Here is a 24,382-nt window from a genome sequence, read left to right as displayed (position 1 = left end):
ATTTCCGGCCCCTAGGACAGGGCTCCCGATATGGGGGCAGCAGTCTCCTCCACCTGCCACGGTCTCGCGCCCCGGGCGGCGAGCCCCCGGGCGACGGAGTCGGTGTCGTGCAGACCACCCGAGGAAAACACGTGCCACACCAGCTCGCGCAGCACGGCGGACTGCAGGAGCGTCTCGGCGGGCATCGCCAGCTCGGCGGCCCGGTCCGCCACCGCGGTGCGCGCCGCCAGGAGAGAGGACCAGGAGTCGGGGTGGTTACGCTCCCACCACTGCTTCGCGGGTGCGCCGGGGCCGCCCTTCTTCCGCTCGGGCCACGTCGACCGCTCGGCCTGCAGGGCCTCCCGGATGACACCCGCCCACAGTTCCGGCGCCCCGCGCCGGCGGCGGGGAAAGCCCTTGACGAGGGCGATGTCCCGCGCCGTGGCCGGCTGCGTACGGGCGAGGTCCACGAGAACGCGGTTGGGCAGAATTGTGTGCGGCGAGATGTCGGCGGCGCGGCCGCGCGCGTCGCGGGCCGTCCACAGCGCGCGGGCGACCTGCAGCTGCGCCGGGTCGGCGAGAAAGGAAACCCCCTTCACATCCCGCCACGTCCGCCCCGGCACCTGCGCCCCACCGCGGTTGATGGCGGCGAGATGGCTGAACTCCTGCTCCGCCATCCCGAGTTTGCCGTGGGCGTCGAGGTGCTCGGCCAGCGCCTCGGCGAGGTCGTTGAGGTGAATCACGTCCTGGGCCGCGTAGACCTGCCAGTCCGCAGGCAGGGGAGTCACCGACCAGTCCTCCCGGCCGTGGCCCTTCTCCAGGACGACACCGGTGAAGTGCTCCACCATCGCCGCGAGGTTGGAGCGGGGGAAACCACCGAGGCGTGCCGCAAGTTCCGTGTCGAAGAGGCGGCCCGGGTGGAGCCCCAGCTCCGCCATGCTCGGGAGATCCTCTCCCGCGGCGTGGAGGATCCAGTCCCCGCCTCCGATGACGGGGGCGAGGGTCTCGCGCACGGCGTCACGGTGGCCCTCCGGGGCGATGAGGAAGGTCCCCGCTCCGCGCCGGTGCACCTGGACCAGGAAGGCGCGGTCGTCGTAGCGGAACGTGGAGGCGCGCTCGGTGTCCAGTGCGAAGGGGCCGCACCCGCGGGAAAGGGCGTCGGCGGTGCGTCGAAAAGCGTCCGGCGTGTCGACGAGCTCGAACCGGGGGGTGCCGGGCACGGGTGCTAGCGCGGCCGCAGCTGGGCGACGTCCTCCGGCGGCAGGCCCGCAACATGGGCGAGGACCTTGGCGAAGGCTTCGACGTGGCCGGAGAGGTCAATGCCCTCCGCGGTCCAGGAGGCGCGCATCTCGAGCTGGTAGGCGCGCGGCGGGCCGCCGATCTCTCCGAAGCGCACCGAGGCGGTGGAGGTCACGGTGCCGCCCAGGTTGGTGAAGCCGGCACCCGTCTCGGCGAGGGATTCGTTGAGCCACTGCCATGCGACATCGGGAAGGAGCGGGTCGGAGGCGACCGCGTCGTCCATGTCCGCCTGGATGTAGGCGACGAGGCGCATGGAACCTTCCCACGCCTCCTCGGCGTCGGGGGAGTGTAGGAGGATGAGGCGGCCGAAGGCATCCCCCTCGGAATCCGTCGGCACCGTGGCGCCGGGGCGGGAGCGGTCGACCTCGAGGCCGACGGCGTGGCTGAACGGCGCGGGGCGCTGCGGGGGACGGATCTCACCAAGCGTGATTTCGGGGCGCAGCTTGGCGGCGTGCATGGACTCCGCGGCGGAGGTGAATTCCGCCGGCGTGGCCGGGCCCGAGCCGGCGGTCCCGGCGGCGGACGCGTTGCCGGGGCTGTGGGGGGAGGTGTCGGAGTTCGTCACGCCGTTCAAGGTATCCCACGCTCCCCCGGCCCCCGGGTAAGGCGCGCCGGTGCGCGGGTGTGGGGTACCCGCTGCGCGGAGACGGTCGGCCGGTGCCGGGCCGAACCACTCGGGGCACGGGAGAACCATCCGGGGCCTGGGGAAGGTACACTCGTCTACGACTTTAGTTTGATACGAGTTTCGTGCGCCCCACAGGGGCGGGAAAGGATCGCACCCATGACAGAGCACGCGCACGCGGCGGGGGAGACCGCCGCGGAGGCTGCCGGCCCCGACTACGAGGCCCTGAACAAGATCCAGCGCTACACCCAGTGGGTGACGTTCCGCGCCATCCCGGGGGCGCTGGGCTCCGAGCGGGACAACATTATCACCGAGGCGAAGGCCTTCTTCACCTCCCTCGACTCCGCCGGCGAGGTCACCGTCCGCGGCATCTACGACGTGACGGGCACGCGCCGTGAGTCGGACTTCATGATCTGGTGGCACGCCGAGAAATTCGAGCAGCTGCAGAAGGCGCTGGCGGACTTTCGCCGCGAGACCACGCTTGGCCAGCTCGTCGAGCTCGGGTGGATCGGAAACGGGCTGCACCGCCCCGCGGAGTTCAACAAGGCCCACCTGCCCGCCTTCATCATGGGCGAAGAGCCGCAGGACTGGATCACCGTCTACCCGTTCGTACGCTCCTACGACTGGTACATCCTCGAGCCCGAGAAGCGCCGACGCATCCTCGCCGAGCACGGCCGCGCGGCGGTGGGTCACCCCGACGTGCGCGCCAACACCGTTGCTTCCTTTGCCCTGGGCGACTACGAGTGGATGCTCGCCTTCGAGGCGGCAGACCTCGCCCGCATCGAGGATCTGATGCACAAGATGCGCTACACCGAGGCGCGCCTGCACGTGCGCGAGGAGGTCCCCTTCCAGACGGGCCGCCGGGTCGCGGACATCGGTGAAATCATCGCCATCCTCCCTTAGGGGTTAGTGCCCCTGCACCGGCTTCTCCTCCAGCGTCATCGAGATGGAGTTGATGCAGTAACGCAGGTCGGTGGGGGTTCCGTAACCCTCGCCGGCGAAGACGTGGCCGAGGTGGGAGTGGCAGTTTGCGCAGAGCACCTCGGTGCGCACCATTCCCAGCGAGCGGTCCTCCCGCTCGATCACCGCGTCGCCCGCCAGCGGGGTGAAGAAGGACGGCCACCCGCAGTGGGAGGAGAACTTCTCGGTGGAGCGGAACAGTTCCGCCCCGCATGCGCGGCAGCGGTAGATGCCCTCGGTTGTGGTGTCTGTGTACTCGCCGATGCCGGGACGCTCGGTCCCGGCATCGCGCAGCACGTGGTACTCCTCGGGGCTAAGCTTCGCGCGCCACTGCTCCTCGGTCCAGTCGTGGTAGTTCTCGCTGCTCATCGTGCTTGACCTCTTCCGTGTGTCGGTTCTGTGTGCGTTCCCCCCGGCCGGCGGCGGCGACGGTGGCCGCCCACGCCGCGACGGAGACGATGAAGATCGCCCAGCCGGCCGTGGGCAGGAACGTCCCCAGCCAGGCACCCCCATCGGGGAGATGGGGGCTTGTCCAGGTCAACGGAGCGAGGCAGAGAATAATTCCCAGCCATGTGGTGGGCAGGTACAGCGGGCTGGTCCGGTAGAGCGCCGTGAAAATCGCGGGGAAGAGCATCATCGAGTAGTACGCCTGACCGAGCGAGGACAACAGGCACACGCCGGCGGAGAGCACGCCCGCGCTTAACGACGCCCAGAGCCACCCGTCCGTCCACCGGAAACGCGCCAGGCCCACCACCGCCACCGCGACAGCGGCCGCGCACACTGCGAACAGCAGCGATTCGAGCCATGCCGGCATGCCGAAGTAGACGGCGAGCCCCGGCAGCGAGGAGTTGGCGTAGTCGCGTGCCTGACCGAGGTAGGGCACCAGCTCCGAGCGGTAGGCACTCACCCCGGGGGTGAGCGGCCAGGCGACGGCGTTGACTGCCAGAGGCACGGCGAGCGCCGCGGCGAGGGCGCGCCACTGGAGCCTCATCAGAGGGAGAATGAGCAGCGGGACGAACATCGGCTTAACCAGCACGCATAGGCCGAGGACCACCCCCGCGGGCCACTGCCTGCCGGCGACGAGGAAGTCGAGAAAGGCCACCAGGGCGAGAAGCAGAACCCCGTTGATGTTGGAGAAGACAAGCGTGTTAGTCACCGCCTCGCTGAAAAACGCCAGCGCCAGCGCCGCCGGGAAGACCGGGTGGCTGGTGCGGTACCCGGCGATCCGCGTCAGCCAGGCGACCGCGGCGACAATGGCCGCGGCGTTGACCAGGATGAACCACGGCCGCGCGGCGTCCACGCTGGGCGCGAGCCCGATCGGGGAGAGCAGGAGGGTCGCCCCGGGACTGTAGAGGTAGTGGGGGTCGACGTGGTGGTAGACCTCGTTGTACACGGGGACGCGCTGGACAAAGCGGCGCGTCGCGGACCATACCGTGGTGAAGTCGTCCGTCACGGAACCGGCCCACGCCAGGACGACGAGCCTGTGGAGGATCGCGACGAGGGCCAGCGGCCAGGCCGCGGCATTGCCCGCCGCGACCCGGCGGCGCGCTTCAGGGCCCGCGGGCAGGGGGATGGGGGAGGTCCAGATCGATTCCACAGTGGTCGGTTTCACGCCCACAACCGTACCGTCGGGGCCGGCCGCCTACGGTCGCACCCTGCGGTAGCGGCAGAAGAGCATGGCCCCGCCGTCAACCTCTGCCGCCTCGATGCGGTAGCGGTGGTGGAACGGGGTTACGCCCGCGAGCTCGAGGCCCCAGCTCCCGTCCGTGGCGCTGATGGACGGGTCCACCGTCACATGCACGACGTCCACCAGCCCCGCCGCGAGCATGGAGGAATAAACGCCGGGGCCGCCCTCGCAGGAGATGCGGGCGTGCCCAAGCCGGCGTAGCGCGTCCAGGATCTCCGGCGCGGAACCTGATCCCACGGAGACGAGGCGGGCACCGGCGGCTGAGAGCGCGTCACGGCGGGCTGCCAAGGAGGCGTCGTGAAGCGCGCGCTCCGGGCACAGGACGGTGACGCTGCCGCCGAACAGGTCCGACGCGGGATCGAGGTTGAGCGACGAGGAGAGGACGGCAAGTGGGGTCGGAGATCGGCCGTAGCCCTCGCGGCGGACGGTTTCGGCTCCGACGAGGATGCAGCCGGCCCAGTCGCGCAGGCCGGAGAGGAGGGCGGAATCCGTGCGGTTGCCGAGGGGCCCCGATGTGCCGTCGCGCGTGAAGGCCCCGAACATGGTGGTAGCCATAATGGCGCGCACCTCGGGGTGCCGCGGTGGGAGGGTGGGCCCGATCAGGCTCGCGATATCCATGCGGAAAGGGTACAGCCCCGGACTTCGGCGAAACCCGGGGCTGTACTCTGCGTGGAGCGGATGACGAGACTCGAACTCGCGACCCTCACCTTGGCAAGGTGATGCGCTACCAACTGCGCTACATCCGCACTGCTATTCGGTTGTGGAGGGGAGTGACCCTCTGTGCGCGATACTGGGATTGAACCAGTGACCTCTTCCGTGTCAGGGAAGCGCTCTCCCGCTGAGCTAAACGCGCTTTGATCCGGTTCCGTGGAACCCGGAGCGGATGACGAGACTCGAACTCGCGACCCTCACCTTGGCAAGGTGATGCGCTACCAACTGCGCTACATCCGCACTGCACTCGCCGCCGGTGTTGCCACCGTGCGCTTTGTGCGAGAACAAACCTTATCCTTGCGGGGCCCCGATGCCAAATCCTTAGGTCAGGGGCGTGCGCGGCACCTCCCGCGGTGAAGGGGGCCGGTGCATCCCGCCACGCCGCAGCGGCGGGGTGCGGGTTAAGGAGGGTGGGCCCGCCCGAAAACGGGGCTCTGCCTGCCGATTGGTGTGGCGGTGGAGGCGCGGTGTAGTCTCATCACAGCACCGGTCCTATGGCTCAGTGGAAGAGCGTTCCGTTCACACCGGAAAGGTCGCTGGTTCGAACCCAGCTAGGACCACAATCACCCCCGTTAAACCGAAAGGTTAGCGGGGGTTTTCGCATGTCAGAACCCTTTTCAGTAGAGTGTGCAGATGGACACTACGGGACAGAAATACCCGGTTTGTGCCACATATCTGGCACGGAATATGGCACAAAGGATCTGGCACATGGCATTCGGCAACTTGCGACAACTGAAATCTCGGCGCTGGCAGGCCCGCTACACACACAAAGGGGTGACTTACAAAGCTCCGGAGACGTACGCGCTGAAGAGCGACGCGCAATTTTGGCTAGATAGCGAGCACCGGTTAATCGAATTCGGGGAGTGGACCCCGCCGGAGCACCGCGAAAAAGCCGAGGCCGACGCGCAAGCGCAGAACGATTTAACCGTGCGTGTGCACATGAACCGCTGGCTCACGGAAAAAGCGCGGGAATGCAAGCCGTCAACGATGGCGAAATACCGTGACCGTGTAGAGCGCAGGATCACCGGGGAAGGTGTGCCGGGAGATCTCGCGGACATGCCCGTGCATTTGGTCACCGCAAAGGACGCACGCCAATGGTGGGAAGCGATCACCACCCGGTGGCCTAACAGCAGCGAAATGAACCGTAAGGCGTACCAAGCCCTGCGCTCAGCGTTCGCAGACCTCGTAGACGATGAGGTGCTACCTGCTAACCCTATCGGCGTGAAGGCGGCTAAACGCCGGGTAAAACCCACCTACGACAAAGATCTGTTGACAACCGAAGAGTTGACGGCGTTGTACAAGGCGGCGAGCGAGCGTTACAGGGTGATAACCGCGCTTGTTTACTTTCACGGCTTAAGGATCGGGGAGGCGCTGGCGCTCAAAGGCCGCAACGTGCTTATAGAGCGTGACAGCGACGGGGCGGTTACAGCGGTGGCTGTGCGGGTGGAAGACAACTTGCAGCGGATCGACGGCAAAATGGTGAGCATGGGGACCACCAAGACAGCCGCCGGTGTGCGCACCGTGCCGGTGTTTGAAGCTTTTTGGCCTGACGTTTTGGCGCACCTGGACCGCTATAAGCCTGGGCCAGACGATCTTCTCACTACGACTAAGGGCGGTTCCCCGGTTATGGACACCTCGTATCGCTCAACGGTAAATGCAATGGCCGAGCGCGCCGGGATCACCAAGCGTGCAAACCCCCACGCAGGTCGCCGCTATATCACCACTACGCTGCTCGAACAGGGCGTTGAGCCGTCGACCGTGGGGGCGATTATTGGCGATTCGGATTTAACGACCGTGCTAGAGATCTATGCGCAGGTGCGCCCGGACCGGGTAAGCGCGGTTATGGCCGAAGCCGGGAAGGCGATTCGCTTGTGAACATGGGTAAGTATGCGCTCACGACCTATCGGTGCCCGCGCGGGTGCACCCTCGGCCACATTGTGAAGCTGCCAGAACGTGGCGTGGTGCAGGCAATCAAAGAGCGCGGCCAATGGGTGTTCTACGACCACGACGAACCCGGGGTAGTGGTGTGTAGGCACCTAACGGGGATCATGCCGTTTACGGACAAAGCACAAGGACACGTCACACTCACACAAGACGATGTGAGAACGCTCCCACCCGGTGCCCGTCTTGACCGGGAAAAGTATTCCAACATGTCCCCGCTCACGCTTGAAATGGTGTCTGGAAAAAGACGGGACTAGACAGAGCGGTACAGATTCGGTAATTTAGTATCCGCTAAACATTCGGACCTCGGCATAATCATGCGGAACCATAGCCTTGGTGGGACTCGGCTAACTCGAAGGAGTTACCTATGCCTACCAAGGCTTTTGCCGTCCCCGCTGCCCCTACAGAGCCGTACGTGAGCTTGCAAGAATGTGCTGATTATCTCGGCGTGAGCGCAAAAACGGTACGGCGGTTCATTACCGAGAAGAAGATTCCCGCGCGCCGGGTGGGCGGGGAGCGTTCCGGTGCAATCCGGCTCAAACTATCCGAAGTGGACCAAGCACTTATTCCAATGGGGTCACTTACAAAAAAGGGGTAAACCGGGGGTAAACCTACTGTGATATACTTCACAGTAGCTAATCATCGTCAAACAACTAATAGGAAGGAAACACATGGTTGAACAAATTTTAACGACTACGCAGGCAGCCGGGGTGCTCGGCGTGAAGCCTAAAACACTCGAAAATTGGCGAGCGGAAGGGTACGGGCCGGAGTATCTGGCTTTGTCCTCCCGGGTAATCCGCTACAAGCTCTCGGCGGTTATGGCATGGGCCGATGCTAAGGCGGTGGCGTAATGCTGGATCAGATTCTTGAGATTCTGGGCCCGGACCGCGCTGAGGTGTGGGATTCGGCTGTCGAAACCCCCGACGGGGTACTTGTGATGCCACCGCATTCCGCGACCCGTGATGCGGCGGTGTTCCGAGGGGATCACCTAAGACTTAAAGCCGCCGGTTGTTCCATGTCGCTGGAAGGTCTTCGACGGCTGTACCGGTTGCCGTACGTCCCTGAAATCGCAGACGATGACACGTTGACACCGTGGGAACGTCTTACGGTTGTGCTCGGCCCGTCGCATTCGACGCACTGGCAAACCGCCGAAGTGTCTGGTCGGGAGATCGCCGTGCGGCTACCGGAGAACAACCCCCGGTTCTTCGAAGACGTGGCGCAATTGCGGACCGCTGGCTGGCGCGTGGACGATGTAGGGGATATGCGCGGCTACGCAGTAGGTGTTGTGGTAATCCCGCCGTTGTACACAAAGCCCCCGGCGGATATCTACGAAGCGTTGGAACGTGACGCTAGAACCTCCAACACTGACTGGGTGCGTAAGGGGAATTTGCAGGCGGACGGTTCGCTGCATTTTTCGATAAACCAAACGGGACGCTCGGCTGTGCAAGGTGCAGCGGGGGCCGTTAGGACCGTCTGTGCGAAAGGTTGGACCGTGGAAACCAGTAACAACGTCTACGAGGTCGGCCCGTTCACATTCACAGCGCCGAAAGAATACCGCGATCTGTGGTGAAAAACGTGGCCGTATAAGCGGTTGAAACCTGCAATGTGGGCCCGATACCCGTAGACCGGCTACAAAGCCGTCTACGGGGCACACAGGCCCGAAAAAACACAAAACCCCGGGTGACCAAGCCGGGGTTTTGTGTCAGCACGGGTGTTAGCTCGTACTTAAGAACTATCGAACGATTCAAGCCGGAAACACCCCGGCTGGAAAGAGGATTACATGACTAAGATTACCACACTCGAAGACTGGGTAGACAGCTATTTTGAATGCGGCTGGGCTCCTTTTCCGCTCCCGGCGGGGAAGAAGTTCCCGCCCGCTGGTGAAGTGACCGGACGCAACCGTAAAGACAACGATTTTTTAAAAGAATTGTGGAAGAATCCGGTGGACAACGCAAACGTTGGGTTGCGTATACCGGACGGGGTTATCGGGCTAGATATCGACAACTACGCCAACAAATCCGGCGCGAAAACCCGGGAAAGCCTAGAAATCGAATACGGGGCATTGCCCCCGACGTTCTACAACACACGCCACGGGGCGCGGAGCAAAAGCCGCCACCTGTTTTTTCAGGTTCCGAAGGGCGTGGAGTTCAAGCAACTCGGGGGCGGTATTGACATCCTGCAACCCCACCACCGCTATGCCGTGGCGGCACCGTCAACCTTCAACGGCGATGCTTACAAGTGGTACGACACGCAGGATGAGGAGATGTCTACCCCGCCGAAGGTGGCTGACCTGCCAGCTCTGCCGGATAGGTGGGTTGATTTTCTCACTAAGGGTCCGGCTCGGGGGGCAACGCCAAAGGCGGAGGTCCCCGACTACAAATCGGCTATTAAATGGCTTGAAGGCCGCGTGTTGCCCGGTGAAGCCGGAGAGGTGGAGATCGACAGCGCCAAACGACACGACAGTATGCACGCGGCAGTCTTTTCGACCGTGAATAACGCGGTGAACCTAGGCCAGCCCGGCGCGGCAAACACGCTTGAGGTGATCCGTAAACAGTTTGTCGCAGCGCTAACCAAGACAGGTGATGAAATCCGAGAGAAAGAATTTTACGCCTCGGTCGTTGACGCTGTTAGCAAGATTAAGGGGGAAATTGACTGTGGTCAACAGCCTGACACCAATTGGCTTGAACTGGAAAAGGAGTTAGGTCTGTTTTCCAACCCGGAGGCGTTGGCGATGCCGGAAGAGGTAATCTCGCGCTACTTCAAGTCGCACGATGAACCGGCTACGGACCCGGACCACGAAACCACAGGTGGTCTTTTCAAGACCCTAGAAAACGCGCCTATCCACTCCGCTGAATGGGTTTGGGGCGATGATGACATGGGCGGAATTGCAATCGGCGGCCTGACGATCGTCACAGGAAAAGGTGGAGATGGTAAGTCCACATTTTGCCGGTGGCTAGGTTCGCAAATCACCAAGGGCACACTAAAAGGCTCGTGGGAAGGCGTACCGCATAACGTTTTGTACTTCCACGCCGAAGAGTCTCTCGATCACTCGGTCACGCCGTCGTTCGCGGTTCATAACGCTGAAATGGCTCGTGTACATGTTTTGAATGCGGATACAATCAACCCGCGCCGGGACATGGACAAGATTATTGCGGAGTGCAAGTCCAAGGATATTCGCACGGTGTTTGTCGATCCGCTGACTTCGTACATGTCCGGCTCGGACACGAATAAGAACACTGAAACCCGCGAAGCGCTACAGCCGTGGTCCCGGCTGGCAGCGGAAATAGACGGGGTTGTTATCGCTATCGTTCACCAGAAAAAGAGCGCGGGTAGCGACTTTGTGTCCGGTATTACTGGTTCTTCTGCGTATGGGGAAGTAGCCCGGTCCGTTTTTGCTACCGCGTGTGACGTTGAAACTGGCGAGCGCGTCATATCACAAGGCAAGAATAATGTCGGCCCACTCATGCCGTCCTACTCGTACACGCTGGAAAACGGTGAGGTAGAAGCGGAAGACGGCAAGGTCAAAAAAATGCCGCGATTTGTTCTTGGCGACACCACAACAACTACCGCCGGGGAGATCGCGAACCGTAACCGAAAGATCGACACAGGTGAAGCCGAAACCGCGAAATCATGGTTACGCCGCTACCTAAATGCGAACCCCGGTGCGGCGAAAGAACAGGTTATTGCCGACGCTAAAGGGGCTTATAGCGAAAGCTCTGTGGAAAAGGCGGCTAAAGACCTCAGCGTTAAGAAGGAATCTAGAGATAGGAAGGCACACTGGACCCTCCCGTAGACCCCCGTCTATATAACCCCCGTCAATCTGACGGGGGTCAACCCTTGTGTCGCTTACGGCACCTTAGCGGTCAACCCTTTGGAAACGGTGGAGCGTAAACCCCGGGAGACGAAGCTTGGCCGGTTTGCTATGGAATCCTTGAAGGTCGTTACAAAACGTGCGGCTTGGCTGACTTCCGTAATCTGTAATGACTTCCATAAGACAATTGCGGATTTACGGAAGTGGCCTATTTATATACTTTAATCAGGGGAAATGACTTCCGTAATAGTTACGGAAGTGACTTCCGTAACGGTAGTGCTCGTCTTCCGCACTTCCGTAATAGTTACGGAAGTCGTTTACGCAGGTAGATAGCTACTTTCGGGGCACTTCCGTAATGTACGTAATGTCTCCCCAGAGATTACGAAAGTCGTTCGGAGACCCTACGGGAACGCGCTAGCCAAAGGTGGCTTCGAAACTTACCAAGACGGTAGTACGTTACCCCAGCGGGAGTAAACGGGTCGGGTTTTAGGAGCTTTTTGATCTCCGAATGTGGATTCGTTCTCGGCCAGTGGTCTCGAAGGTTTTTGGAGCCACATTCACCCGTGGCAACAGGCGGGCCGGAGCGCGTTCAAATCGGGGGCTGACGTGGACGCTGACGGCCTCACGCTACGTGGATGGGTAGGCGGCCCGGTTGATTTATTCAACCCCTTAGACAGGGCCGTTTTCTAAACTCTTAACCTTTTGTTTACTTAAGGCGTGGGTTTGTGCCATAGGGGGAGGGGACATCCCGGGGGGTTATTCTAGATGCCGGTGGGGTGCTGCGGATTCCGACCCGGGGGAAATTGGAGAAAACGGCCCTTAAGCTATGTTTTAAATATCAAACATAAGGTAATCTGCCGGGAGCTCGCGCCTACGCTTTCCAATCTTTCCCGCAGTCTTGGCAAATGGCCATTTTCTGAGTCTGATTCTTCGTCCTCTGGGTACCCCCAGACTTTTTCCAAACCAGATTGGACATTCCGACTGTGCTGACAGCCATAGTCAGCCGGGCCGCATTATTTACCTTCCCTCCGAAGCCGGTTCCGTGGCGGGCGGTGCGAGAACCTTTCTCCACAAACATAAATTGGACGTTCTGGCTCTGGCACTTTGGGCAGATCATGTTAAAACCCTTTTTGGTTGTGAGGCGGCGGGTAGCCTCTAGGCGGTCTTTTACTAACGGGGGAGCCTACTATATGGGGCCACGGTTAGGTGTTTTTTTAGTGCAAGATAAAAGACATTCTCACCCTTAGCTGCCGGTGGTGCCGTGGCACATGGCGGGGGTATCTGGCACAGAATATGGCACACTGCGAAATATGGCACACCTATATGCCTTCTGAACAGGCAATATAGGTGAACAAGTTCATACCCAGCTAGGACCACCAGTACCTAAGTGGCAAACGCCCCGCGCACCGAACTGCGCGGGGCGTTTTCCGTGGCGCCCGTAGGTCCCGGATTCCTCTTATTCGCGTCGCGCCCCGCCTACCGTGACCCGCGGTGCGGATGTGGCGCGCGTTACCTCTGGCGGGCCGGGGGAACTATCGTCATCGGGGAGCCGACTACTCACCTGCTGGGCGTCCCACGCCCGCGTCTTTGTTTCACACCCAAGGAGTTCGTAGATGACCTCTGGTTATTCCCGTTCCGCCCGCGGTTTACGCCGCCTGGGTGCGCCGTCGCCGGTGGCACCCCTGGTGGCCGCCGCACTGGCGTCGGCGATGCTCTCGCTGGCGGGCGCGCCCGCCGCTCTGGCACACGATGCCGTGGTCGGAGGCTCGCCCGCCGACGGGGAAGTGGTCACCGAGTTCCCCCGCACGCTCGAGTTGACGTTTTCGGGGCAGGTGCAGGACGGTTTCAACACCTTCGCGCTGTCCAACGCGTCCACCAACGAGGTCATCTTCTCGGGTGAGCCCCATCTGGACGGGCGTAACGTCATTCTCGACCTGCCAGGTGACCTGAAGGCGGATCCGGGTACCTACCGGATCGGTTTCCAGATCATCTCCTCTGACGGGCACTCCACCAAGGGGATGACCACGTTCACCTACGAACCGGCGGGCTCCTCGCCCTCCTCCGGCGCACCCGCTGCGACCGGGGAGAACAATTCGCCCGAGCCCGCCGCGGGTGACGGTGAGCGTTCCGTCTCGCGGGCCCTGCCGCTGATCGCGGCGGGTCTCGGGGTGCTCGTCATCGGGGGCGCGGCCATCGCGCTCATCGGACGGAAGAGGCGCGCGGAAACCGGCTCCGCAGCCGGCGAGGCGTAGGCGCACCCGCGCCGCGGTTAACCCAGCACATCCATTTCCCACACGACCGGGTTGCGGCAGCGCCGCGCCCGACAACGGAGAAGAATTCATGAACAAGCGTATCGGCCTGACCATCGCGACTGCCCTGGCGGCGGTGTCCCTCGCAGCCTGCTCCAACGACGACGGGGCCTCGAAGAACACGTCGTCCGAGTCCACCACCGCCACCTCCACCGCGACGTCCTCGACCACCGCCACCTCCTCCGCCACCGCGACGGAGACCTCCACGGCCGCGGCCGGTGAGATCCAGGGAGAGGGCGACATTCAGCTGGAGAACGGCACGGTGCGCGCGAAGACCGAGCCGGGCAAGGACATGACCGCCATCTTCGGCACCCTGCACAACCGCACCGACAAGGACATCACGGTCACCGGCTTCACCACCTCCCTCGGTGAGGCCCGCTACGAGCTGCACGAGACCGTCGACGGTGTCATGCGCCCCGTCGAGGGCGGGTTCACCGTCCCGGCCAACGGCACGTTCGAGCTCGCTCCGGGCGGAACCCACATGATGATCCTCGACTACACCCCGGAGATTCCCGCGGGTGAGACCGTCGACGTCACCCTCGAGACCTCCGACGGCCAGAAGATCGAGATCCCGAACGTCGCCGTGCGCACCATGATCCCGGGCCACGAGGACTACGGCAAGGACGGCTCGATGGTGGGCCACACCATGCCGGACGGCGCCCCGATGGAGGGTGACCACGAGGGCCACACCGGCCACGAGGGCCACGAGGGCCACGAGGGCAATTAGGGCCACCAGAGGCCCGTCAACTCCAGCGCTGATCGTTCCCGAGGAAAGGTTTCTGCAATGTCAGTGTCACGCCGCCGGTTCCTGGCGCGTTCCGCGACAGCCGCATCCGCCGGCGCGCTCGCCGCGTGCAGCGGGGCGGGGGACAAGGGCGGGGGCGCCACCACCGCCGGCGCGTCCGCGACCGGCCTCCCGAGCAACTCCTCGGAGAACGATCAGCCGCTCACCGATGCCGTCGTCGAGTTCGACGGCGACCACCAGGCGGGCATTGCGACTCCCACGCAGGCCGCGATCAACATGATCGGGTTCAACCTGAAGAAGGGTGTGGACAAAAAGGGCATCACGCGGCTCATGCGCGTGTGGACCGAGGACGCCCGCGCCCTGTGCGGTGGCCACGCCCCCCTCGGCAGCCTCGAACCGGAGATGAATGAGTGGCCCGCCAACCTCACCATCACCGCCGGATTCGGCGAGCGCATCTTCGACATCGCCGCTCCGGACAGGAAACCCTCCTGGCTCCACGGTATCCCCGCCTTTTCGCGGGACCGGCTGCGCCCCGAGTGGGGCCAGTCCGACCTCGCCCTGCAGATCTGCGCCGACGATCCCGTCATGGCTGCCTGGGCCATGCGCCACATGACGCGCGCCGGCATGGACTACGTCGACACCGCCTGGGTGCAGCAGGGTTTCATGAACGCCTTCGGCGCCATCCCCAAGGGCCAGACCCCGCGCAACCTCTTCGGCCAGGTCGACGGGACGGTCAACCCGCACGACGAGACCGCCTTCGACGAGCAGGTCTGGATCGACGGGCCCGACGGCTTCGCGGGAAGTACGTCGATGGTGGTGCGTCGCATAGCGATGAACCTCGACGAGTGGGAGCAGCTCGACCGCGCCTCGCGCGAGCAGGCGGTCGGCCGCTCGCTTCACGACGGCTCCCCCCTGACCGGCGGGGGAGAGTTCGCCGCCCCCGACATGAAGGCGACCGACGAGTACGGCCTTCCCGTGATCGACAAGAACTCCCACATGGCGCGCGCAATGCCGCCCGAGGACCACCCCGAGCAGCGTTTCAAGCGCCGCCCCTACAACTACAACCTGCCGCCCGAGCCGGGCTCGGGCCAGCTGTCCAACGTGGGGCTGATTTTCGTGGCGTTCCAGAAGGATCCGGACAGGCAGTTCACGCCCGTGCAGGCACGCCTGAACGAGTCGGACCGCCTAAATACCTGGATCACGCACATCGGGTCGTCCGTCTACTGGATTCCGCCGGGGACGACTAGGGGGGCGTCGCCAAGCGATGCCCGCGACTCGTTCTGGGGTGAAACCGTCCTGGGCTGAACCCCCGGGTAGGATCGCGGTTGTGTCTGCCCCGTCCACAGCGTGGGCGGGTGCCAACGACAACGGAACTTCAAACAGGCGTGCGGCCGGGTATGTCGCACGCCGCGAGCGCAAAGGAGCGCACCACCATGGCCAGTGAGGCTACCGACCACTCCGCAGCAGCGTACGAGCCCTTCGAGGTCCCCGCCGGCACCGCCGTCGGGGCTGCGATGCGCGAACTCGACCTGCCGAACAAGGGCCCGGACGCGGTCGTTGTCGTGCAGGACGCCGAGGGGACTCTGCGGGATCTGTCCCACGTCCCCGACGAGACCGCGACCTTCCTGCCCGTGGCCGCCTCCACCGAGCTCGGCCGCTCCGTCATCCGCCACTCCTGCGCCCACGTGCTCGCCCAGGCCGTCCAGGCCGAATTCCCCGGCACCAAGCTGGGCATCGGCCCCGCCATCAACGACGGCTTCTACTACGACTTCGACGCGGCCGAGCCCTTCACCCCCGAGGATCTGAAGACGATCGAGCGGCGGATGAAGAAGATCATCAAGCAGGGCCAGAAGTTCTCCCGCGAGGTCTACGTCTCCGCGGAGGAGGCCGCCGCGGACCTGAAGGACGAGCCCTACAAGCTCGAGCTCATCAACGACAAGGGCAACGTCGACCCCTCCTCCGACGAGGCCACCGAGGTCGGCGAGGGGGAGCTCACCCACTACGACAACCTCAACCCGCGCACGAACGAGGTGGAGTGGCACGACCTGTGCCGCGGTCCGCACGTGCCCACGACCAGGTACATCCCGGCCTTCGCGCTCACGCGATCCTCCGCCGCCTACTGGCGCGGCGACCAGAAGAACGCGGGCCTGCAGCGCATCTACGGCACCGCGTGGGAGTCCGCCGAAAAGCTCGACGAGTATATGACGATGCTCGCCGAGGCGGAAAAGCGCGACCACCGCCGGCTGGGCAACGAGATGGACCTGTTCTCCTTCCCGGACGAGGTCGGTTCAGGCCTGCCCGTGTTCCACCCCGACGGGGGAATCGTGCGCATGGCAATGGAGGATCACTCCCGCCAGCGCCACATCCAGGCCGGGTACTCCTTCGTCAACACCCCCCACGTGACCAAGGGCGAGCTGTTCCAGAAGTCCGGCCACCTCGACTGGTACGCCGACGGAATGTTCCCGCCCATGAAGCTCGACGGCGAGTACGACGAGAACGGCAACGTGACGAGGCAGCCGGTGGACTACTACGTCAAGCCGATGAACTGCCCGATGCACAACCTCATCTTCGACTCCCGCGGCCGGTCCTACCGCGAACTGCCGCTGCGCCTGTTCGAGTTCGGCACCGTCTACCGCTACGAGAAGTCCGGTGTGGTCCACGGCCTGACCCGCGCGCGCGGTTTCACGCAGGACGACGCCCACATTTACTGCACCGAGGAGCAGCTCGAGGACGAGCTGACCCGTGTGCTCGAGTTCGTCATCTCGCTGCTGCAGGACTACGGCCTCGATGACTTCTATCTGGAGCTGTCGACCAAGGACCCGGAGAAGTACATCGGTGACGACGACATTTGGGAGCGTTCCACCGCGATCCTCCAGTCCGTGGCGGAGAAGTCGGGCCTCGAGCTGGTCCCGGATCCCGCCGGCGCGGCCTTCTACGGCCCGAAGATCTCGGTTCAGGCGCGGGACGCGATTGGGCGGACGTGGCAGATGTCCACGGTGCAGCTGGACTTCAACCTCCCGGAGCGCTTCAACCTGCACTACACCGCCTCCGACGGCACCAAGAAGCGCCCGGTGATGATCCACCGCGCCCTCTTCGGCTCCATCGAGCGCTTCTTCGGCGTGCTCCTCGAGCACTACGCCGGTGCGTTCCCGGCGTGGCTTGCTCCGCACCAGGTGGTGGGCATCCCGGTCGCCGACGATTTCGCCGGCCACCTCGAGCAGGTTGCGCGGCAGCTGCGAGCCCGCGGCATCCGCGCCGAGGTGGACCACTCCGACGACCGCATGCAGAAGAAGATCCGCACCCACACGACGGGCAAGGTGCCCTTCATGCTGCTGGCGGGTGCGCGCGACGTCGAAGCGGGCGCGGTGAGCTTCCGCTTCCTTGACGGCTCCCAGATCAACGGGGTGCCCGTGGACGAGGCAGTTGAGCTCATCGACACCTGGGTGCGCGAGAAAATCAACGACCAGCCGAGCGAGGCGAACCTTGCGGCCCGGCGGGGATAGCGCCCCGGCCACCGGGGGTGAGGGAGACTACGTCGACACGGGCGTGGGTGAGCCTGACAGGCTCGAGCGGCTCTGGGCGCCGTACCGCTCGGCCTATATTACGTCTCGGCCCTCGAGCGCCCGGAACACCGGGGAGGCTTCCGCCGAGCCTTTCGTGGAGGCGCCGCGCCACAGCGACGAGGACAGCCTCATCATCGCCCGCGGCGAGACGGTCTACGCCCTGCTCAATCTCTACCCCTACAACTCCGGCCACCTCATGGTCGTGCCCTACCGCAAGGTGGCGGAGCTGGAGGCGCTCACCGAGCAGGAGACGGCTGAGCTCATGGTGTTTGCCAAGCGCGCGGTGAAAACGCTGAAGCGTGTCTCGCGCCCGGAGGCGATCAACGTGGGGCTGAACCTGGGCAAGGCTTCGGGCGGTTCCGTGGGCGACCACCTGCACCTGCACGTGGTGCCGCGCTGGGCGGGGGACTCGAACTTCATGACGGTCCTCGCCGGCACGAAGGTGCTGCCGCAGCTGCTCTCGCAGACCCGCGAGCTGCTGGCGGAGGGCTGGGCCGAGATAACCGCGGAGGAGGGCACCCGTGCTTAGCATCTATGGAAGGAAACCGGCGGCCGTCGTGGTTGAACCGGTGGCGCGGGGCCTGACCCGGGCGGGCCTGACCCCGAATGCGATCACCCTCCTGGGCACAGCCGCCACCGTCGCGGTGACGGTGACGCTCATCCCGCAGGGCCACCTCGTGCTCGCGGCGGTACTCTCCCTGCTCTTCGCCGCTTTCGACATGGTAGACGGGACGATGGCGCGGCTGCGCGGGGGAGGCAGCGCCTACGGCGCCACGCTCGACGCCAGCTGTGACCGCGTCACGGACGGGGCGCTGTTCGGGGCGATAGTCATGTGGCTCGTCTACACGGACCACGCCGCGCCCGCCACCGTGGCCGCCGCGCTCGTAGTGCTCGTGCTCTCCCAGGTGATCAGCTACATCAAGGCCCGCGGTGAGGCGGGGGGCCTGAAGATAGTCGGGGGCCTGATCGAACGCCCGGAGAGGCTCATTATCGGCCTCGGCGGCCTCGCACTAGAGGGGCTCGGCGTCCCCTGGGCCATCGAGGCCGCGCTATGGACGCTTGCCGCCGGCTCGATCTTCACCGTGGTCCAGCGCTTGCGCACCGCCGCACGCGACACCCACGCCGGCGACCCCGTGGCCGCCCCCGCGGGGTCGAAGGAGGCCGGCCGGTGAGCTCCGCAGATGACCTGCGTGGAAGGGCCGCTGCGGCCGCTTACCTGGCCGGGTGGAAGGTCGTCGGGGCGCTTCCCGGGCCCGTCGCGGATCGCGCGTTCACCTGGGGCGCCGACCAAGCCTCGGACGGAGGGCGCGGCATGGACATGCTGCGCCGTAACCTCTCCCGGGTGGTCGGGCCGGAAAACGTCACCCGCGAGCTCGTCCGGGACTCCGTGCGCTCCTACGCCCGGTACTGGCGCGAGGCCTTCCGCCTGCCGCGCCTTGCGGGTGACCCGAACGTGGTGGCGGAGCTGACCCGTTCGCTGCAGGGCCGGGAGCACCTGGATGCCGCCCTGGGGCAGGGCAGGGGCGTGGTGCTCACCCTGCCGCACTCCGGCAACTGGGACATGGCCGGCATGTGGCTCGTGGCCAACTACGGGCGGTTCACCACCGTCGCGGAACGCCTGAGGCCGGAGGCGCTCTACACCGCCTTCGTTGAATTCCGCGAATCACTCGGGTTCGAGGTTCTACCCCTCACCGGCGGTGCGACCCACCCCTACGCCCGCCTGACGGAGGTGCTGCGCGGTAACGGCATCGTCTGTCTGCTCGGGGAACGCGACCTCACCAGCCGCGGCGTGCCCGTCACCTTCTTCGGGGAGGACACGACCATGCCCGCCGGCCCCGCAAAGCTCGCCGCGGACACGGGGGCCGAGCTGCTCACCGTGCACTCCTGGTTCGAGGGCGCGGGGTGGGGCCTGCGCATCGATCCGCCCGTGGAGGTCACCGGCGTGGGGGAGACGACGCAGCGGGTCGCCGAGCGCTTCCAGCGCAATATCGCCCGGCACCCGCGGGACTGGCACATGCTCCAGCCCATGTGGCCCGCCGACCGCGCCTACCAGCCGTTTAGACGGCCGCGGAACTAGGGGGCGGGTCCATGCGCGTCGGCCTCGTCTGCCCGTACTCCTTCGACGAACCAGGGGGAGTTCAAGCCCACGTGCTTGACCTGGCCCGTGTCCTGCGATCCCGCGGGCATTCCGTTGGGGTGCTCGGCCCCGCCTCCCCGGCGGCCGAGCTTCCCGGCTGGGTCACCCGGGGCGGCGGAGCCATCCCGATCCCCTACAACGGGTCGGTGGCGCGCCTCTCCGTCGGCCCCCGCGTGCGCCGCCTCACCCGGGAATTCATCCAGCGCGGCGACTTCGATGTCCTGCACATCCACGAGCCGAATGCGCCCAGCTACTCGTTGGCGGCGCTCATGATGGCGCACGGCCCCATCGTGGCCACCTACCACGCCTCGGCGGAGTCGTCGCTCGCCCTGCGCGCCGCGCTACCCACCCTGCGCATCGGTCTGGAGAAGATCCGCGGTGGCATCGCCGTCAGCGAGATGGCCCGGCGCTGGCAGGTTGAACAGGTGGGCACGGATCCCGTGCTCATCCCCAACGGCGTGGACACCTCCGCCTTCGCGGCCCGCCGCGGGGAGCGCAACACCTCCCCGGACGTGGAGATAGTCTTCCTGGGCCGCCTCGACGAGCCCCGCAAGGGTCTCGAAATCCTCCTCTCCGCCCTGCACGAGCTCGACCGGCCCGCGCGCGTGACCGTCATGGGCGGCGGCGCGCCGCGCACGGTGCCGGGAGTCGAATTTGCCGGGCGCGTCTCCGACGGGGAGAAGGCGCGCATCCTCGGACGTGCAGACATCTACGTCGCCCCCAATACCGGGGGGGAGTCCTTCGGCATCGTGCTCGTCGAGGCGATGGCGGCGGGGTGCGCGGTGGTCGCCAGCGACCTCGAGGCCTTCGCCGCGGTCTGCGACGCGGAATCCGCCACCCCGGCCGGTGCACTCTTCCCCGTGGGGGACAGCACCGCACTCGCCGCGGTGCTGCGCTCGCTTATCGACGACCCCGCCGCCCGCAACCGCCTCATCGACGCCGGCACCGCCCGCGCCAGCGCCTACGACTGGGCGAGCGTCTCGGCGCAGATTCTCGCGGTCTACGAGACGGTCTCGCACGGGGAGAAGGTCACGGTGGACCCGTGGTGACCCGGCCGTGACAGCCCTGTGGTTTATCGCCGCCGTCGCGCTGACAGCGCTGGTTGTGTGGTCCGTGGTCACCGCCCAGCGCCTCGACCGCCTGCACATCCGCGTCGACCGGTCGCGCGACGCCCTGCAAGCCGCCCTGGACCGACGCTGCGCGGTCCTCGCCGCGTACCACCCGGAGCTGACGGACGCGGCCCGGGCGGCGGAGGAGGTGCCCCTGCTGCCAGGGGACCTCGATGCCCGCATCGCCGCGGAGGCGCGCCTCGGGGAGGAGGCGGCGCCCCTGCTCGCGGGAGCGGCGGCGGAGCCCCGCCGCGTGCACGACACGACCGACGCCGACACCCGCGTCATGCTCGCGCTACGTTTCTACAACGACGCCGTCGCGGACACCCGGGCGCTGCGCCTCAACCCCGTCGTGCGGGCGCTGCGCCTCGGAGGCACCGCCCCGCTGCCGCAGTTCTGCTCACTGTCGCTGTAGCCGTGCGGGCCGCCGCCCGGCTGCAGTGGCGGGGCGCTAGTCTGTACTCCCATGAACACCCCGGCGATCCAGGCAGTGCTCGACCTCGAGCGGATAGACAAGGACATCTACCGCGGCCGCGCGATGGAATCGGAAATCTTCGTCCGCACCTTCGGCGGCCACGTCGCCGGCCAGGCCCTCGTGGCGGCCACCCGAACCGTTGACGCGGACAAGAGGGTCCATTCGCTCCACGGGTATTTCCTGCGCGGGGGCAAGGCGAGCGAGGAGACGATATACAAGGTCTCGCGCCCCCGCGACGGGCGCAGCTTTTCCACCCGCACCGTCGAGGCGGTGCAGGACGGGGAGGTGATCTTTTCCATGCAGGCGAGCTTCCACCTCACCTCCGACACCGGCCCGGACCACCAGGACCCGATGCGCGGCGTTCCGCGGCCCGAGGACCTGCAGCCGGCCGACGAGACCGTGGGGCGGACCATGCAGGGGCTGGCCACGGAGTGGTCGGACTGGGACATCCGCCTCGTCCCCCCGGACGGTTTCGAGCACAACCCCGGGGCGACTGCCGAGCAGCTGGTGTGGTTCAAGTCCAAGGTTGCGCTGCCCGACGACGACACGTTCCACGTCTGCACGCTGGCTTACATGTCCGACATGACCCTGATCTACACCGCGCTCGTGCCCCACCCGGGCGCCAAGGTGCAGCTCGCGTCCCTGGATCACGCGATGTGGTTCCTCCGCCCGTTCCGCGCCGACGACTGGCTGCTCTACGACCAGTCCTCGCCCTCCGCCCACCACGGCAGGGGCCTGGCGCAGGGCAAGATCTACGACGCGCGCGGCAACCTTGTTGCGGTGTGCATGCAGGAGGGGCTGACCCGGCACCTGCGCACCGGTGCGACACCGGTGCCGACGGCGGGCGAGGGGGAGCGTCGCTAAGCGAAGGGCCCTCTGCGTATACTGAGGGACTGTTCATTAGGTCCTTTGGAGCGTTCACCTTTGGAGGATTTCCGCGAAGGGAAAGGGGAGCCGGTTATGTCAGGCCACTCAAAGTGGGCAACCACGAAGCACAAGAAAGCCGCCAACGACGCGAAGCGCAGCAAGATGTTCGCCAAGATGATCAAGGACATCGAGGTGGCGGCCCGCTCCGGTGGCGGTGACCCGGCGGGCAACCCCACCCTCGAGACGATGATCATGAAGGCGAAGCGCGCCTCCGTGCCCAACGACAACATCGAGCGCGCCCGCAAGCGCGGCTCCGGTGAGGAGGCCGGCGGCGCGAACTGGGAGTCCGTGATGTACGAGGGCTACGGCCCCAATGGCGTGGCCGTGCTCATCGAGTGCCTGACCGACAACCGCAACCGCGCCGCGACCGAGGTTCGCACCGCCATGACGAAGAACGGCGGCAACCTCGGTGAGTCCGGTTCCGTCGGCTACCTCTTCAGCCGCACTGGCGTGGTCACGGTGAAGAAGGGCGAGCTCACCGAGGATGACGTTCTCATGGCCGTGCTGGACGCGGGCGCCGAGGAAGTCAACGACCTCGGGGAGCTCTTTGAGGTCATCTGCGCCCCGACCGATCTGCACGCCGTCCGCGACGCGCTCGTTGCCGAGGGCATCGAGGTTGAGGATGCCGAGCAGGATTTCCGCGCCTCCGTGGAGGTGGACATGGACGTCGACGGCGCGCGGAAGATGGAGCGCCTCATCGACGCACTCGAGGACTCAGACGACGTGCAGAACGTCTACACCAACATGACCATCTCCGACGAGGTGGCGGAGCAGCTCGGCGCGTAGGCGCAGCCACCCTTCCCGCAGCGCCTCAGCCCCGCCCGGCCCGGCGGGGTTTTTCCGTTCCCACCCGCTGCCGGCCGTCACGGGGAGGGTCGCGCCGGGTCATGTGGTAGAACATATGTGTCAGTGAATCGGTCTGGGTCTAACGCGAGGGAGGGTGGCGTGAATCTTGCGGGTCTGCGTGTCATGGGCATCGACCCGGGTTTGACGCGCTGCGGTCTCTCGGTTGTCGAGGCGGGCCGCGGCCGCCAGGTCATCCCCGTCGCCGTGGGCGTGGTGCGCACCCCTGCCGGTGCGGAGCTCTCCGAACGCCTCCTGCGCCTGTCCATGGCTGTGCGCGAGTGGATCGAGGACTACCGGCCGGACGTCATCGCCATGGAGCGCATCTTCGAGCGCGGCAACGTCTCCACGGTCATGCACACGGCCCACGCCGTCGGTGTGCTCATCCTCGCCGCCGCCGAGCAGGGGATCCCGGTGCACATGTACACCCCCTCCGAGGTGAAGAAGTCGATCTCCGGCAACGGGCGCGCGGACAAGAAACAGATGACCAACATGATCACGCGCATCCTCGGGCTCGGCGAGCCGCCGAAGCCCGCCGACGCCGCGGACGCGCTCGCCATCGCGGTGTGCCACTGCTGGCGCGCGCCACTGATCGCCCGCAGCGCGGCCCTGGCAGCCGCCACCACCCAGACAGGACCCGAAAAACGCGATGATTGATTCTCTCAACGGGGAAGTGCTCTCCATCGGCCTCGACCACGCTGTCATCGAATGCGCCGGCGTGGGTTACCGCTTCCTGGCGGCGCCGCCCACCCTCGGCCGCCTCACCCGGGGCGAGCACGTTCGCGTCCTCACCGCGATGGTGGTCAAGGATGACGGGGTCACCCTCTACGGCTTTACCGACGACGGCGCCCGGACCATGTTCCACCGCCTGCAGACGGTCTCCGGGCTCGGGCCGAAGCTCGCCCTGGCCTGCCTCGCCGTCTTCGAGCCCTCCGAGCTGGCGGGCCACATCACCTCCGGCGACGCCAAGGCGATCCAGTCCATCCCCGGGGTGGGCAAGAAGATGGCGGAGCGCCTGGTGCTGGAGCTCAAGGACAAGGTGGAGGGTTTCTACGCGGGTGACGGAACCCCCGCCCCCTCCGCCTCGACCGGCGGGACGAGCCACGCCACCGAGCAGGTGATCGAGGCACTGCTCGGCCTCGGGTTCACCGACCGCGCCGCGCGGCCGGTCGTCGAGAAGCTCGCGGAGGACTCGCCGCGGGAATCCTCCTCCGCACTGCTGCGCTCCGCGCTCAGTGAGCTGGGCAAGAAGTAGACGGTAGGG

General features: G+C 65.5%; 24 protein-coding genes and 4 tRNA genes. 20 read left to right on the top strand and 8 right to left on the bottom strand.

Translation table 11 applies throughout. The features are described 5' to 3' along the window. Positions 1-11: 11 nt before the first annotated feature. Both B3611_RS03730 and B3611_RS03725 read right to left on the bottom strand, forming a co-directional pair. The gene (locus tag B3611_RS03730) at positions 12-1,199 is read right to left on the bottom strand and encodes an HRDC domain-containing protein (protein ID WP_291313724.1); all 1,188 of its coding nucleotides are present in this window, start codon (positions 1,197-1,199) and stop codon (positions 12-14) included. Positions 1,200-1,204: 5 nt separating this feature from the next. Further along, positions 1,205-1,843, bottom strand: a complete 639-nt coding sequence (locus B3611_RS03725) for a DUF3000 domain-containing protein (protein WP_291313723.1) — start codon at positions 1,841-1,843, stop codon at positions 1,205-1,207. A gap of 216 nt (positions 1,844-2,059) precedes the next feature. On the opposite strand from B3611_RS03725, the gene hemQ reads away from it, so the two are divergent. Next, entirely contained in the window at positions 2,060-2,803 is a 744-nt protein-coding gene (gene hemQ / locus B3611_RS03720; RefSeq protein WP_291313722.1) for a hydrogen peroxide-dependent heme synthase, read from the top strand. Positions 2,804-2,806: 3 nt separating this feature from the next. Here the strand turns inward: hemQ and msrB are convergent, their stop codons facing one another. From msrB to B3611_RS03690, 6 genes are all read right to left on the bottom strand, one after another. Further along, on the bottom strand, positions 2,807-3,229 hold the full coding sequence (msrB, locus tag B3611_RS03715; RefSeq protein ID WP_291313721.1) for a peptide-methionine (R)-S-oxide reductase MsrB: 423 nt from the start codon (positions 3,227-3,229) through the stop codon (positions 2,807-2,809). Then, the gene (locus B3611_RS03710) at positions 3,174-4,472 is read right to left on the bottom strand and encodes a glycosyltransferase family 87 protein (RefSeq protein ID WP_291313720.1); all 1,299 of its coding nucleotides are present in this window, start codon (positions 4,470-4,472) and stop codon (positions 3,174-3,176) included. The genes msrB and B3611_RS03710 overlap by 56 nt, the downstream gene beginning before the upstream one ends. Before the next feature lie 30 nt (positions 4,473-4,502). Then, positions 4,503-5,165 carry a dihydrofolate reductase family protein gene (locus B3611_RS03705; protein ID WP_291313719.1) on the bottom strand — a complete coding sequence of 221 codons (663 nt, stop codon included), beginning with the start codon at positions 5,163-5,165 and terminating at the stop codon, positions 4,503-4,505. A 52-nt stretch (positions 5,166-5,217) separates the two neighbouring features. Further along, a tRNA-Gly gene (locus B3611_RS03700) sits at positions 5,218-5,293 on the bottom strand. A 35-nt stretch (positions 5,294-5,328) separates the two neighbouring features. Further along, a tRNA-Val gene (locus B3611_RS03695) sits at positions 5,329-5,400 on the bottom strand. 25 nt (positions 5,401-5,425) lie between these two features. Then, a tRNA-Gly gene (locus B3611_RS03690) sits at positions 5,426-5,498 on the bottom strand. A 248-nt stretch (positions 5,499-5,746) separates the two neighbouring features. On the opposite strand from B3611_RS03690, the gene B3611_RS03685 reads away from it, so the two are divergent. From B3611_RS03685 to ruvA, 19 genes are all read left to right on the top strand, one after another. Further along, positions 5,747-5,818, top strand: a tRNA-Val gene (locus B3611_RS03685). A 148-nt stretch (positions 5,819-5,966) separates the two neighbouring features. Then, positions 5,967-7,133, top strand: coding sequence for a tyrosine-type recombinase/integrase (locus tag B3611_RS03680; protein WP_291313718.1), 1,167 nt, complete (start codon positions 5,967-5,969; stop codon positions 7,131-7,133). 433 nt (positions 7,134-7,566) lie between these two features. Then, positions 7,567-7,797, top strand: a complete 231-nt coding sequence (locus B3611_RS03675) for a helix-turn-helix domain-containing protein (RefSeq protein WP_291313717.1) — start codon at positions 7,567-7,569, stop codon at positions 7,795-7,797. Between the two features lie 73 nt (positions 7,798-7,870). Continuing rightward, positions 7,871-8,050, top strand: a complete 180-nt coding sequence (locus B3611_RS03670; RefSeq protein ID WP_291313716.1) for a helix-turn-helix transcriptional regulator — start codon at positions 7,871-7,873, stop codon at positions 8,048-8,050. Beyond that, positions 8,050-8,769 (top strand): hypothetical protein, encoded by a 720-nt coding sequence (locus B3611_RS03665; protein WP_291313715.1) that lies wholly within the window; start codon positions 8,050-8,052, stop codon positions 8,767-8,769. The genes B3611_RS03670 and B3611_RS03665 overlap by 1 nt, the downstream gene beginning before the upstream one ends. A 210-nt stretch (positions 8,770-8,979) precedes the next feature. Further along, positions 8,980-10,992 (top strand): bifunctional DNA primase/polymerase, encoded by a 2,013-nt coding sequence (locus B3611_RS03660; RefSeq protein WP_291313714.1) that lies wholly within the window; start codon positions 8,980-8,982, stop codon positions 10,990-10,992. 1,631 nt (positions 10,993-12,623) lie between these two features. Beyond that, positions 12,624-13,262, top strand: coding sequence for a copper resistance CopC family protein (locus B3611_RS03655; RefSeq protein WP_291313713.1), 639 nt, complete (start codon positions 12,624-12,626; stop codon positions 13,260-13,262). Positions 13,263-13,350: 88 nt separating this feature from the next. Next, positions 13,351-14,046: a copper chaperone PCu(A)C gene (locus tag B3611_RS03650; protein ID WP_291313712.1), complete on the top strand. Its 696-nt coding sequence runs from the start codon at positions 13,351-13,353 to the stop codon at positions 14,044-14,046. Between the two features lie 57 nt (positions 14,047-14,103). Then, positions 14,104-15,369: a Dyp-type peroxidase gene (locus B3611_RS03645; protein WP_291313711.1), complete on the top strand. Its 1,266-nt coding sequence runs from the start codon at positions 14,104-14,106 to the stop codon at positions 15,367-15,369. Between the two features lie 128 nt (positions 15,370-15,497). Then, complete coding sequence (thrS, locus tag B3611_RS03640; protein WP_291313710.1) at positions 15,498-17,567, top strand: threonine--tRNA ligase; 2,070 nt, start codon at positions 15,498-15,500, stop codon at positions 17,565-17,567. 43 nt (positions 17,568-17,610) lie between these two features. Continuing rightward, complete coding sequence (locus B3611_RS03635) at positions 17,611-18,156, top strand: HIT family protein (RefSeq protein ID WP_414646291.1); 546 nt, start codon at positions 17,611-17,613, stop codon at positions 18,154-18,156. Next, positions 18,149-18,799 (top strand): phosphatidylinositol phosphate synthase, encoded by a 651-nt coding sequence (gene pgsA / locus B3611_RS03630; protein ID WP_291313708.1) that lies wholly within the window; start codon positions 18,149-18,151, stop codon positions 18,797-18,799. Before B3611_RS03635 ends, pgsA begins: the two co-directional genes overlap by 8 nt. Further along, positions 18,796-19,704, top strand: a complete 909-nt coding sequence (locus tag B3611_RS03625) for a phosphatidylinositol mannoside acyltransferase (protein WP_291313707.1) — start codon at positions 18,796-18,798, stop codon at positions 19,702-19,704. The genes pgsA and B3611_RS03625 overlap by 4 nt, the downstream gene beginning before the upstream one ends. A gap of 11 nt (positions 19,705-19,715) precedes the next feature. Continuing rightward, positions 19,716-20,813: a glycosyltransferase family 4 protein gene (locus tag B3611_RS03620; protein ID WP_291313706.1), complete on the top strand. Its 1,098-nt coding sequence runs from the start codon at positions 19,716-19,718 to the stop codon at positions 20,811-20,813. A 7-nt stretch (positions 20,814-20,820) separates the two neighbouring features. Beyond that, a complete protein-coding gene (locus tag B3611_RS03615) occupies positions 20,821-21,288 on the top strand; it encodes a hypothetical protein (protein ID WP_291313705.1) in 468 nt (155 codons plus the stop codon). Positions 21,289-21,339: 51 nt separating this feature from the next. Beyond that, positions 21,340-22,212, top strand: coding sequence for an acyl-CoA thioesterase (locus tag B3611_RS03610; protein ID WP_291313704.1), 873 nt, complete (start codon positions 21,340-21,342; stop codon positions 22,210-22,212). Between the two features lie 96 nt (positions 22,213-22,308). Beyond that, positions 22,309-23,061 (top strand): YebC/PmpR family DNA-binding transcriptional regulator, encoded by a 753-nt coding sequence (locus tag B3611_RS03605; protein ID WP_291313703.1) that lies wholly within the window; start codon positions 22,309-22,311, stop codon positions 23,059-23,061. Positions 23,062-23,220: 159 nt separating this feature from the next. Continuing rightward, positions 23,221-23,775: a crossover junction endodeoxyribonuclease RuvC gene (ruvC, locus tag B3611_RS03600; protein WP_291313702.1), complete on the top strand. Its 555-nt coding sequence runs from the start codon at positions 23,221-23,223 to the stop codon at positions 23,773-23,775. Beyond that, positions 23,768-24,373: a Holliday junction branch migration protein RuvA gene (gene ruvA / locus B3611_RS03595; protein WP_291313701.1), complete on the top strand. Its 606-nt coding sequence runs from the start codon at positions 23,768-23,770 to the stop codon at positions 24,371-24,373. The genes ruvC and ruvA overlap by 8 nt, the downstream gene beginning before the upstream one ends. The last annotated feature ends 9 nt before the right edge of the window (positions 24,374-24,382 follow it).

Origin of the sequence: Corynebacterium sp. UBA2622, from assembly GCF_002339505.1 — a bacterium.
Taxonomy (GTDB): domain Bacteria; phylum Actinomycetota; class Actinomycetes; order Mycobacteriales; family Mycobacteriaceae; genus Corynebacterium.
This window is presented reverse-complemented; position numbering and strand designations above follow the sequence as displayed.